The 11,524-nt window shown below is 68.2% G+C and carries 10 protein-coding genes; 5 read left to right on the plus strand and 5 right to left on the minus strand.

Annotated features, from left to right (window positions below; translation table 11 throughout):
- The first annotated feature begins 49 nt into the window (after positions 1–49).
- Positions 50–1,423, plus strand: a complete 1,374-nt coding sequence (locus ACSVDM_RS11360; RefSeq protein WP_439264530.1) for an MFS transporter — start codon at positions 50–52, stop codon at positions 1,421–1,423.
- Positions 1,420–2,166: a 3-hydroxybutyrate dehydrogenase gene (locus tag ACSVDM_RS11365; RefSeq protein WP_439264533.1), complete on the plus strand. Its 747-nt coding sequence runs from the start codon at positions 1,420–1,422 to the stop codon at positions 2,164–2,166. The genes ACSVDM_RS11360 and ACSVDM_RS11365 overlap by 4 nt, the downstream gene beginning before the upstream one ends.
- Positions 2,167–2,182: 16 nt before the next feature.
- Here ACSVDM_RS11365 and ACSVDM_RS11370 read toward each other — a convergent pair whose 3' ends face one another.
- From ACSVDM_RS11370 to cysD, 5 genes are read right to left on the minus strand one after another with little or no spacing between them, the layout of a single operon-like run.
- Positions 2,183–3,316, minus strand: coding sequence for a sulfotransferase family protein (locus ACSVDM_RS11370; RefSeq protein WP_439264536.1), 1,134 nt, complete (start codon positions 3,314–3,316; stop codon positions 2,183–2,185).
- 16 nt (positions 3,317–3,332) lie between these two features.
- Complete coding sequence (locus ACSVDM_RS11375) at positions 3,333–4,103, minus strand: SDR family oxidoreductase (protein WP_439264539.1); 771 nt, start codon at positions 4,101–4,103, stop codon at positions 3,333–3,335.
- Complete coding sequence (locus tag ACSVDM_RS11380; RefSeq protein WP_439264542.1) at positions 4,100–5,314, minus strand: hypothetical protein; 1,215 nt, start codon at positions 5,312–5,314, stop codon at positions 4,100–4,102. Before ACSVDM_RS11380 ends, ACSVDM_RS11375 begins: the two co-directional genes overlap by 4 nt.
- Positions 5,311–7,170 carry an adenylyl-sulfate kinase gene (cysC, locus tag ACSVDM_RS11385; RefSeq protein WP_439264545.1) on the minus strand — a complete coding sequence of 620 codons (1,860 nt, stop codon included), beginning with the start codon at positions 7,168–7,170 and terminating at the stop codon, positions 5,311–5,313. Before cysC ends, ACSVDM_RS11380 begins: the two co-directional genes overlap by 4 nt.
- Entirely contained in the window at positions 7,170–8,075 is a 906-nt protein-coding gene (cysD, locus tag ACSVDM_RS11390) for a sulfate adenylyltransferase subunit CysD (RefSeq protein WP_439264548.1), read from the minus strand. Before cysD ends, cysC begins: the two co-directional genes overlap by 1 nt.
- Before the next feature lie 69 nt (positions 8,076–8,144).
- Here cysD and ACSVDM_RS11395 point away from each other — a divergent pair, with 69 nt between their 5' ends.
- The 3 genes from ACSVDM_RS11395 (at position 8,145) to ACSVDM_RS11405 (ending at position 11,521) form a co-directional block, all read left to right on the plus strand.
- A complete protein-coding gene (locus ACSVDM_RS11395; RefSeq protein WP_439264549.1) occupies positions 8,145–9,068 on the plus strand; it encodes an IclR family transcriptional regulator in 924 nt (307 codons plus the stop codon).
- A gap of 591 nt (positions 9,069–9,659) precedes the next feature.
- Positions 9,660–10,466, plus strand: coding sequence for a hypothetical protein (locus ACSVDM_RS11400; RefSeq protein ID WP_439264551.1), 807 nt, complete (start codon positions 9,660–9,662; stop codon positions 10,464–10,466).
- A 167-nt stretch (positions 10,467–10,633) separates the two neighbouring features.
- A complete protein-coding gene (locus tag ACSVDM_RS11405; protein ID WP_439264553.1) occupies positions 10,634–11,521 on the plus strand; it encodes a DUF5995 family protein in 888 nt (295 codons plus the stop codon).
- Positions 11,522–11,524 lie beyond the last annotated feature (3 nt).

The following is an 11,524-nucleotide window of genomic DNA, read 5'->3' on the forward strand; positions in this document are numbered from 1 at the left end:
TCCTCGCATGGAATGTGAGTCAGCTCACAGCGCGTGAAGGAGTAGTGCGATGAGCGTCAGCAGCACGACCCGGCCGACCGGTGACACACCGGAGGAGACACCGTCCGGGCTACGGCGGGTGGTAACCGCCTCGATGGCGGGCACCGTCGTCGAGTGGTATGAATTCTTCCTCTACGGCACCGCCGCCACCCTGGTGTTCAGCAAGGTGTTCTTCGCGAAGGGGACCAGCGACCTGGACGCGATTCTCGCCGCGTTCGTCACCTATGCCGTCGGTTTCGCGGCGCGCCCGCTCGGCGGCATCGTCTTCGGCTATTTCGGTGACCGCTACGGGCGCAAGAAGCTGCTGCAGACGAGTCTCGTGCTCGTCGGCGCGGCGACGTTCCTGATGGGCTGCCTGCCCACCTTCGCCCAAATCGGTTACTGGGCACCGGCTCTGCTCGTGACACTGCGCTTCGTCCAGGGCTTCGCGGTCGGTGGTGAATGGGGTGGCGCGGTGCTGCTGGTCGCCGAGCACAGCCCCAGCCGCAGCCGCGCCTTCTGGTCGAGCTGGCCGCAGGCGGGAGTGCCCGCGGGCAATCTGCTCGCCACCATCGTGCTGCTGGTGCTCACCTCGACGCTGTCGGACGCGGCGTTCCTGAGCTGGGGTTGGCGGGTCGCGTTCTGGCTGTCGGCGGTGGTGGTGCTCGTCGGCTACTACGTCCGCACGAAGGTGACCGACGCGCCGATCTTCCTGGCCGCCCAGCAGGCGCTCGAGCACACCAAGGCCACCTCGTTCAGCCCGTTCGAGGTGTTGCGCCGTTACCCGCGTGGGGTTTTCACCGCCATGGGGCTGCGCTTCGGCGAGAACATCATGTACTACCTGGTGGTCACCTTCTCCATCACCTACCTCAAGGTGCAGGTACACGCCGATACGACCACGATCCTGTGGTGGCTGCTCATCGCCCACGCCGTGCACATCGCGGTGATCCCGCTCGCCGGATACCTCGGTGACCGGATCGGGCGACGGCCGGTGTACCTGGCCGGTGCCGTCGCAGGCGGCACGTGGGGGTTCTTCGCGTTCCCGATGATGGACAGCGGGCACAGCGTGGTGATCCTGTCCGCCATCATCGTCGGCCTCGTCTTCCACGGGTTCATGTACGCCGGTCAGCCCGCCATGATGGCCGAGATGTTCCCCACCCGAATGCGGTATTCCGGTGTGTCGCTGGGATATCAGGTGACCTCGATCGTGGCCGGTTCGCTGGCGCCGATCATCGCGGTGCGCCTGCTCGACTCCTACGGTTCGTCGGTGCCGATCGCGGTCTATCTCGCGGTGGCGGCGACGGTCACGGTGGTCGCGGTGCTGTGTGCGCGGGAGACGCGGGGGATCGACCTGGAAACGGTCGATCTGGCCGATACCGACGCACCGAAAAGGCTGGCGGCATGAGTGACCTCACCGGTCGCACCGCGCTGGTCACCGGCGCCGCGAGCGGGATCGGCGCCGCGTGCGCGCGGGTCCTCGCCGCCCGCGGCGCCGAGGTGACCGTCGCCGATCTCGACGGTGACGGCGCGAAAGCCGTCGCCCACGAGATCGGCGGCCACGCCTGGTGTGTCGACCTGCGTGACGTCGACGCACTCGCCGAGCTGCGCCTGGACACCGACATCCTCGTCAACAACGCGGGTATCCAAACCGTCAGCCCCATCGAGGAATTCGAGCCCGAACGGTTCCGGACCATGCAAACGCTGATGGTGGAGGCGCCGTTCCTGCTGATCCGCGCGGCACTGCCGCACATGTACCGGAACGGGTTCGGCCGCATCGTCAACATCTCCTCGGTGCACGGACTGCGCGCCTCCCGGTTCAAGGTCGCCTACGTCACGGCCAAGCACGGGCTCGAGGGTCTGTCGAAGGTGACGGCGCTCGAGGGCGGTCCGCACGGTGTCACCTGCAACTGCGTGAACCCCGGATATGTGCGAACACCGTTGGTGGACAAGCAGATCGCCGACCAGGCCGTCGTCCACGGCATCCCCGAACAGCAGGTGGTCGAACAGGTGCTGCTCACCGAGAGCGCGATCAAACGCCTGATCGAGCCCGAGGAGGTGGCCCAGCTGGTGGCGTGGTTGGCCTCGGACGCGGCGGGCATGGTGACCGGGTCGTCGTATGTGATGGACGGCGGGTGGAGCGCCCGCTAGACCCGCCGCCCCACGATCAGCCGGAGAAGTGCTCGGCGACCATGTCCTCGGTGAGTCCGTAGTCGGCGAGCGAGTAGTGGTGGGTGGGTTTGCGTGCGCCCGTGCGGCTTTCGGCGTCCAGGGCGAGGACGGCCGCACGGGCCTGCGGGGTGAGCTCGGTGCCGATCGACCGGTAGATCGTCTCGACGGTGCCGACCGGGTCGGAGCGCAGGTCGTCGAAGTCGATATCGATGAAGTGGGCCTCGGGGTGGCGGGCGCGCGCGGCGGTGAACTCGCGCAACCCGCGAGACCACAGGTCGAGTTGCGTGCGGCCGATGACCTCCGGGGTGAAGACGGTCGACCAGCCACGGGTGGCGTGCTCGTTGAGGCTGCAGACCGAGGGGATCACGGTCGCGGGGTCGCGATGGGTCTGGATGACGACGGCATCGGGGTAGACGGCGAGCAGGGCGTCCAGACATAACAGGTGACTGGGATTCTTGAGCACCCAGCGGCGGGCGTCGTTCATCCCGATGAGCTGCAGGTTGCGCCGGTGCCGGGCATAGGCGGGCGTCCAGTCCTGGGTGGTGAGCCACTGCGAATAACTCGGCAGGTACGCCAGACACTCGTAGGAGTGCGACATCACCGACTGGCGGAGCAATTGCCAGCACTCCTCGACGTCGGCGGCGCTCATGTAGTGCAGGCCCATGAACTCCGGGTTCTGCACCTGATGCTGACGCAGCCCCGCGTCGATCTGTTGATAGGCGGGATTGTCCGCCCAGCTCTCCCGCGGCGGGCGGGGCTGCGGGAAGTCTGTCAGCCACATCTCCAGCCCCTGGTTGGCGGGGTCGGCCGCCAGCAGGCGGTGCAGTGCGGTGGTGCCAGTGCGCGGCAATCCGGTGACGAAAATCGGCCGGGTGACCGGTGTTTCGGCGAAACCCGGATTCGCGGCCCACGCGGCCTCGCTCAGCGCACGAGCGACCAAGGTGCCGCGCAGGAAGAACCGCGACATCTTGGACCCGAGCTCGGTGAGCCCGGCCTCGTCGCGATAGGAATCGAGCAGCACCCCGAGGGCTTCGGTGTAATCGTCGGAGCCGAAATCGGTGAGGCCGGTGAGTTTGGTTGCCGAGGCGTGCAGGTCGGCTACGGTGCCGACATCGGTGCGCACAGTCATCGAGGGAAACTCCTGATCAGTTGTGGTATTCGCCGCAGTTGACGTCGAGGGTCTGGCCGGTGATCGCGTTCGCCCAGTCCGAGGCGAGGAACACCACGGCGCGGGCGATCTCGGCCGGCTCGGGCAGCCGCTTCAGATCGGAACGGGCAGCGGTCTGTTCGTAGACCTGCTCGACGGTGATGCCGTACTTCTCGGCGATCTGGCCGAAGTACCACTTCAACTGGTCGCTCCAGATGTAGCCGGGCAGCACACTGTTCACCCGGATGCCCTTGCCGCCCAGTTCGGTGGCGAGGGTCTGCGACATCGCCAGCAGCGCGGCCTTGGTGAGCTTGTAGCTGCCGTAGCGGGGTTCGCTGTGGCGCACCACCGCCGAATTGATCATCACCACGGCGCCCTTGGACTCCGACAGGGCGGGCGTGAACGCCTGCGTCATCCGCAGACCGCCGAGCACGGTGAGATCGAGGCTGTCACGGATCTGGTCGTAGTCGGTGCGTTCGAGCGGCTTCATCGATGGCACCGAGAAGGCGTTGTTCACCAGCGCGTCGACCCGGCCGAATTTCTCGACCGTGCGCGACACGAGGTGCTGCACCGCGGTGTCGTCGGTGATATCGGTAGGCACACAGAGCGTTTCGCCGTCGATCTCGGCGGCCACCTCCTGCAGCCGCGATTCGGTGCGAGCCGCGAGGACCACCTTCGCACCCGCCGCCGCGGCTTCCGTGCAGATCGACCGGCCGAGCCCCGGCCCCACACCGGAGACGACGACAACTTTCCCGTCCAGCAGGCTCATCCCAACATCCTCTCGGCGAAAGCCCGCTGCCGGGCGGTGATCCGGTCACGCCATGCGGCGGCATCGATCCGGTTGTCGTCGTAGTACGGCAGGTGCGCCGCAACCTCGGCGAGGTCGACGAGTTCCACACGCGGGCCGTCGGCTTCGGTCATGGGCTGGTCGGTGCGCTGCCACCGGAACTGCAGAATGCCCCGCGTGCGGCCGGTGGTCTCGATCCAGTTCGTGATGCCGGGATCGCGCTTGCTCACCACCATGCGGATCATGCCATCCGGATCCACCTGTGCCTGAGCATGATTGAGGCTCGTCTGATGGTTCACGTAATCCAGTGAGATGTACCAGAGGCTGCCCAGCTGGAACCCCTGATACGGCGCGTCGGATTTCGGCACCGTGATCACCAGGGCCTGATCGTCGGCGAGGTCGAAATGTCCCACCGAGGAGTACTGGGTGCTGAGACCGCCCGGGGTGAGCCGCGGTGCGGTGAGGGTGTTCACCGGCAGGTCGAGATAGAACCACTTGGGGAAGTTGAACCAGGTGTGCACCCGGGTGAGCAGCATGTTCCCGGCGGCCCGGTAGCGCTTGCGCAACCGGGCCAGATCCGGTTCGTCCGGTGCGGTGCCGACGGTGTCGACCCGTTCGATGCGGATCGAGCCCTTGCGTTCGGTCCAGTCGCTGTAGACCTCGCGGACCGCGAGCATCGAGGCGCCCTCGCCGAGCGGGAAATAGTCCTCGCCCGCATCGGCTTTCGCCGGACCGAACCGGATCGAGAAGCTGCCGTCCGGGGCGATCGGGATCCGCCGGTCGTCGAAGGCATCGGCCCCACCGGGCACGTCGGTGGCCGTGTAGTCACCCTTGAGTACCTGAAAACTCAGGTCGACGGTGCTGCCACGCACCCCGCTCACCACATACTCGGCCGTCGGCTCGATATTCGCGTGGTAGTAGAGGGTGTCCGGGTTGTCCAGGCCCATCTTGGCGTACGGGCCGGTGGAAGACACGAAGTAGGGGTGCGAGGTGCCGTGGGCACCCGAGAGGCGAAGGCAGGCGGCGATACTGGCGGCCAGGTAGTCGTAGCCTTCGGCGCGGTCGGCGTCGCTGCGCACGAATTCCGCACCGGCGATCAGCGTTTCGGCCTGCGCGACAGCGGCGAGGAACGGTGCGGTGAGCGAATCAGGCGGTGCGCCCGTGTCGGCGGTGGTGGTACTCGGTTGGTTCAACGGACTGTGATCCCTAGCTCTCGGAGGATATGGGCGGCGATCTCGGCGGGGGAGCCGAGGTCGGGGGTGATGACCAAGTCGGGTTGCGCGGGCCGCTCATAGGGAGAGCCGATGCCGGTGAAACCGGGCAGCTCGCCCGCACGGGCCTTGGCGTAGAGGCCCTTCGGGTCGCGGCGTTCGCATTCGGCCAGCGGGGTGTCGACGAACACCTCGTGGAAGGGCAGATCCCGGTCGGTGTGCACGGTGCGGGCGTGGTCGCGTTGCGTGGCGAACGGGCTGATGACCGACACGACCGCGACGGTTCCGGAGTCGGCGAACAGGGCGGCGACCTCGGCGACCCGGCGCACGTTCTCGTCCCGGTCGGCGGGGGAGAAGCCGAGTCCGGAGTTGAGGCCGTGGCGCAGATTGTCACCGTCGAGCAGGTAGGCGGGGCGCCCGGCTTCGACGAGCAGGCGTTCGAGTTCCACGGCGACGGTCGACTTCCCCGAACCCGACAGGCCGGTCAGCCAGATCGTCGCCCCGAGGTGTGTGCGTTCGGCACGCGTCACCGCCGAGCGATGCCAGGTCACCGGACCGGTGCGTGTGCTCGACACCTCGATCGTTTCGCGACCGGTGACCATCCCCGCCGCGACCGTCTCGTCGGTGCGCGGATCGATGAGGATGAAGCTGCCCGTGCGCCGGTTCTCCCGGTACGGATCCGACAGCAGCGGACGCCGGGCACGCAACCGGACCCGGGCGATGTCGTTGAGCGACAACGCCTCCACCTCCGACACGCGGTGCAGGGTGTTCACGTCGAGCCGGTAGTCGATGGCGACGACCTCGGCCTGCGCGGTCTGCGCGGCTGTGCGGACGAGCAGGCTGTCGCCGGCGCGCAGCCGCGCGGTTTCGGAGAACCAGCACAGCATGGCGTCGAGTTCGGTGCTCTGGTGTGGGGAGTTGCCCGGGCGGGCGAGCAGGTCGCCCCGGCCGATGTCGATGTCGTCGTCGAGGGTCAGCGAGATCGCCATCCCGGTGAACGCCTCCTGGACCTTGGTGCCGCCCGGTCCCCAGATCTCCCGCACATGCGAGGCGTGACCGGCGGGCAGGACCACCACCTCGTCGCCCGGTTTGAAGATGCCGCCCGCCACGGTGCCCGCGTAACTGCGCTGCGCCGATCCCTGCTCGGCGCGGATCACGTACTGGATGGGGAGCCGTGCGTCGATGAGGTTGCGGTCCGAGGCGATGTGCACGTCCTCGAGGTGACGCAGCAGCGGCGGACCCGGATACCAGGCCAGATGCGGTGAACTGTCGACCACGTTGTCACCGTGCAGGGCCGAGACGGGCACGAAACTGAGGTCCCCGACGGTCAATTTCGCGGCGAACGCGGAGAATTCCTCCCGGATCTCGGTGAAACGCTCCTCCGACCAGTCGACCAGGTCCATCTTGTTCACGCACACCACCAGGTGCGGGACGCCGAGCAGGGTGGCCAGGAAGGCATGACGGCGGGTCTGCTCGCTGACGTCGGTGCGTGCGTCGACCAGAATCAGGGCGAGATCGGCGGTGGACGCGCCGGTCACCATATTGCGCGTGTACTGCACATGCCCCGGAGTGTCGGCGATGACGAACTTGCGGCGCGGGGTTGTCACGTAGCGGTAGGCGACATCGATGGTGATGCCCTGCTCGCGTTCGGCCCGCAAACCGTCGGTGAGCAGCGCGAGATCGGTGGTGGCACTGCCCCTTTCGGTGCTGAGGCGCTCGATGTTGGCGAGCTGGTCGTCGAAGAGGGACTTCGAGTCGTAGAGCAGGCGACCGATGAGGGTGGACTTCCCGTCGTCCACGCTGCCCGCGGTGGCCAGGCGTAACAGGTTGCGGCGCATCAGAAATAGCCCTCTCGCTTGCGGTCTTCCATCCCGGTCTCGGAGATCCGGTCGTCGGCGCGGGTGGCGCCGCGCTCGGTGAGCCGGGTGGCCGCGATCTCCGCGATCACCTGCGTCGGGGTGGTGGCAGTGCTTTCGACGCAGCCGGTACACGTGGCATCGCCGACGGTGCGGAAACGCACAGTGGTCTCGAAGGCGCGTTCGCCGGGTGCCTCGGTGACGAAACGGGTCGCGGACAGCAGCATTCCGTCGCGCTCGATCACCCGCCTGCGGTGCGCGTAGTACAGCGAGGGCAGCTCGACGGCCGCCTGGTCGATGTACTCCCACACGTCGAGTTCGGTCCAGTTCGACAGCGGGAACACCCGGATGTGCTCGCCCGGCTGGTGCCTGCCGTTGTAGAGGTTCCACACCTCCGGACGCTGCGCGCGTGGCTCCCATTCGCCGAAACGGTTGCGGAAGCTGAACACCCGTTCCTTGGCGCGTGCCTTCTCCTCGTCGCGGCGTGCGCCACCGAACACGGCGTCGAAACGGTGCTCGCCGATGGCGCGCAGCAGGGTGGTGGTCTGCAAGGGGTTGCGGGTGCCGCCGGGGCGTTCGACCACGCGACCCGCGTCGATGTCGTCCTGGACCTTCGCGACGAGGAGGCGGGCGCCGGTGCGCTCGGCGGTGCGGTCGCGGAACGCGAGCACCTCGTCGAAATTGTGGCCGGTGTCCACGTGCAGCAGCGGGAACGGCAGCGGCGCGGGCCAGAACGCGCGCCGCGCCAGATGCAGCAGCACCGCCGAATCCTTCCCGCCCGAGAACAGCAGCACCGGCCGTTCGAAGGTGGCCGCTACCTCGCGCAGGATGTGCACCGCTTCGGCCTCCAGGGCCGCCAGGTGCGTCAACTCGTATCCCGTCTGCACTGTCCACCTTCCCGGCGGGCTCACGCCCGGGGTTGCGCTGTCGAATAATCGACGCTATCGTTCGGTATTGTGACACCGACGATAGGCCGGGCCGAGAGCGCCGGTCAAGAGGTGACGTCGGATCCGGCGTCGGCCGAACCGGATTCGAGCGTTGTCTCGGCCCCGACCCAGCGGGTGGTGAAGGTGCTCGAGCTGCTCTCGCGCCACGCCACCGAGCGGCTCACGCTGGCCCGCATCGTGCGCGAAGCCGGGATCTCCCGCGCCACCGCCCATGCCGTGCTCACCCAGCTCACCGCCGACGGGTGGACCGTGCGCGACGGCGACGGCTGCTACGGCATCGGCCTGCGGCTGCTCACCGTCGCCCGGCGCGCCGAAGCCGCGTTCCCGCTGCGCCGCACCGCCGCCCCGGTGCTGCGCGCGCTGTCGGACCAGGTGTCGGCACCGGTCTTCCTCGCCGAACGCGACGGGGCGAACATCGTGGTCACCGAACTCGTCGGCGACCCGTCGGCGACCTGGATCCGGCCCGGCCGTCGGCTGCCGCTCGCCCCACCCGTCTGCCGCGAATTCGTCGCCTGGGCACCGGAATCCGAACAACGTGCCTGGCTCGCCGGCGCCGACCCCACACACCGTGAGCGCCTCGCGCACGTCCTCACCGAGATCCGCGCCCGCGGCTATTCCGTCGAGCGCCTGGTCGACGATTCGACACCGATGCTGGAAGCCCTTGCGGCCCTGCGTGACACACCGATCACCGCCGCCCTGCGCGCCCAGCTCGGCTCGGTGATCACCGAACTCATCACGATCGACTACCTGCCCGGCGAGCTCGGGCCCGACAATGCCGTCCTCACCGTCGCCGCCCCCATCCGCGACACCACCGGCACGGTTATCGCCTCGGTAGTAACCTGCCCCGACTCGCGCCTCACCGCCGCCCAGGTCACCGCCCTCGGAACCGCCACCGCCGCCGCGGCCGACCAGATCACGTCGTCCACGCGCTAGTCGCCTGTCCATGAATGGGATGGCAGGGGCCTGCAGAGGCACGCGTGGCTCTCGTTTGCGGGGTTGCGCCGTTACGCTGAGCGGGACGCCTGCTCGAGGGAGATCGGCGAGGCGGGTGTGAGGAAGGACGGGGACGTGGCAGATAACGTCGATCGCTGGTGGGAGTCGGCGGGGGCGCCGGGTGGGTCCGAGGGGACACCCGCGGATCCGCCGGACGGTGTGGGTGGGCCGCCGGGTGCGGTCGCGCCGCCGCCGGGCGCGGATCCGTCGTCGTCCGGGTCTACCTCTCAGCCCGCGATTCCGCAATCACCGCACGGGGATCCGACGATCCTCGCTTCACCGGGGCCTGTGCCGTTTCTGCAACCGCCGGGCCTGGGGGTCTTCCCTCAGTCGGGTGTGCCGCAGTGGTCGGGTGCGTTTCCGCAGCCCGGTACGCCGCAGGGATCGGAGGCCTTCCCGCAGACATCCGGACAGCAGGGGTCCGGGGCATTCCAGCAGCCTGGGCTATATGGACCAATGCCAGGCCCGCAGCCGGGGCCGGAGGGCTACCCCGGGGCGCCACAGGGTTATGGGCAGCCGGGTGGATACGGAATGCCCAACTCGCAGCAAGGAATTCCGCAGCAGGGGCTCGGGCCGAGCATGTCTGTGCCGTTTCCGCAGCACGGGCAGACGTATGGGTATTCGCCGCAGCCGCCGCGAAAGGGTAATGCCGGTCTGCTGGTCGGAATCGGGGCCGTGGTTCTGGTGCTGGCCGTGGTGATCGTGACCGCGGTGGTGATCGGAACCCGTGGTGAGGACGAGGCGGCGGTTGCCGCGCCGACGACAACCACGCAGACTGTGCCGCCCACGGGAACCAGCATCGCTCCGCTGTCGCCGGGTTCGAAGGGTGTGTTGGTGGCGAGCGAGCGCGTCGCCTACGACGTGCCGTCGAGCTGGAGTATCGCACCCGAGTCCGATCTGATGACGATCGTCGGTTCGAGCGGTTTGTTCCCCGGCGTCGGCAAGGCGTCCGAAGGCGAGAATTACTGTCCCGGTTCGGCTTACCGCGGACTCGCGGGCGTCGGGTTCAGCTTGGAGAGCACGCTCTCCGCGGCCGCGACCACGGTGGCGAAGATCGCCGCGGAGGGCGGTTACTCGGATTCGACGGGCGGCAAACTCACCGCGCCGACCTCGCTGACGACCAAGAGCGGTGTCACCGGCCAGTTCGTCGAGGGCTCGGGCCCGTGGACACCCCAGCGATCCGGATGCACCGCCAACGCCTACTCCGTCTACACCTTCGCCTTCGAGAACGCGGCAGGCGCAACCCTGGTCCTTGCCATTCTCGTCGACCGCGGCACGACCGGCGAACTGTCCGCCGACGACGCCAAGAAGATGATCGCGAGCATTCGCCTGATCTGACCGCGCCGACCGCCGGGACTGCCCGATCCGCGGCAGTCCCGTGCCTGAACGTGCCTACTGTTCAGCCGCTTCCGCCCCGACCTCCGTGGCGCCTGCCCGCCTCGGCGAGCCCGCTCATCCGGGTGCGTCGCACAGCGGATCGGGGTGGGAGGTGGTGGAATCGCAGGATGCGTATCGGGAGTGGAATAGTCGCGGCTGTCGCGGTCGCGATCATGGCATTGCCCGGGTTGGTCGCGGGACCGGCCGGCGCGGTGACCGACACCGCGTGCGGATCGGCGCTCTCGCCTGCCGATGTCGGCGAGATCGCCCGGCTCTCGGACACTTCCGAAATAGCGGGCGCCGACACCCTGGCCCGGCTCGAGGACGCCGTCGACAGGCATCACCGGATCACCGAGATCCTCGTCGAACACCGGGATCTGCGTGGGCTGTTCGCGATCGGCCTCGACGGCGTGGAATCCACCGCGGTGATGCCGATGCAACGAGATCCCGCGGCCTTCCTCGACCGCGAATACGCGCACTCGATCAGTCTCGAGCTGCTGCGCCGCTTCCTCGACAATCTGCACGCCGAATTCTCCGGCGGCGTCGTCGAACCGCAGTGGGCGCACTATTTCGCCCTCGCCAAGGACTGCGGCGCCTCGCGGGCACGCACGGCGATGGCCGGATACAACGCGCACCTGACCGTCGACCTGACCTATTCGGTGGCCGCCGTCGGGAGCCGTCCCGAGCACGCACCGGACTATTTCAAGATCGTCGCAGGTATCGCCTCGGTCGGCGACGTGATCGTCGACCGGACCAAAGCCGTCTACGGTGCCGACCTCGGGCCGCTGTGGCGGTTCTATTTCGTGGGGGAGGGCCTCGATCAGCTGTTCGGCGCGGGTGTGGCCACCGAGCAGATGCTGATCGCCGCCGACCTCGGTGCGAACGTGGTGATCTTCAGCAACGGACTCGCGCTGCAGGACCCCGCGCTGGCGCCCACGATCCGGGCCGAGGTCGCCGCGCTGTGGCAGGCCGCTGATCTGGCGTTCGAGGCGCTGGCGCGCATCAACGCCCTCTGAACG

It is taken from the genome of Nocardia sp. JW2 (genome assembly GCF_051843015.1).
In the GTDB taxonomy this organism is placed as follows: Bacteria; Actinomycetota; Actinomycetes; order Mycobacteriales; family Mycobacteriaceae; genus Nocardia; species Nocardia coubleae.

Excerpts from the sequence above, each read along its gene's own strand:
- ACSVDM_RS11360 (WP_439264530.1), top strand. The coding sequence starts at position 50 with ATGAGCGTCAGCAGCACGACCCGGCCGACCGGTGACACACCGGAGGAG.
- ACSVDM_RS11365 (WP_439264533.1), top strand. The coding sequence starts at position 1,420 with ATGAGTGACCTCACCGGTCGCACCGCGCTGGTCACCGGCGCCGCGAGC.
- ACSVDM_RS11370 (WP_439264536.1), bottom strand. The coding sequence starts at position 3,316 with ATGACTGTGCGCACCGATGTCGGCACCGTAGCCGACCTGCACGCCTCG.
- ACSVDM_RS11375 (WP_439264539.1), bottom strand. The coding sequence starts at position 4,103 with ATGAGCCTGCTGGACGGGAAAGTTGTCGTCGTCTCCGGTGTGGGGCCG.
- cysC (WP_439264545.1), bottom strand. The coding sequence starts at position 7,170 with ATGCGCCGCAACCTGTTACGCCTGGCCACCGCGGGCAGCGTGGACGAC.
- ACSVDM_RS11400 (WP_439264551.1), top strand. The coding sequence starts at position 9,660 with ATGCCCAACTCGCAGCAAGGAATTCCGCAGCAGGGGCTCGGGCCGAGC.
- ACSVDM_RS11405 (WP_439264553.1), top strand. The coding sequence starts at position 10,634 with ATGCGTATCGGGAGTGGAATAGTCGCGGCTGTCGCGGTCGCGATCATG.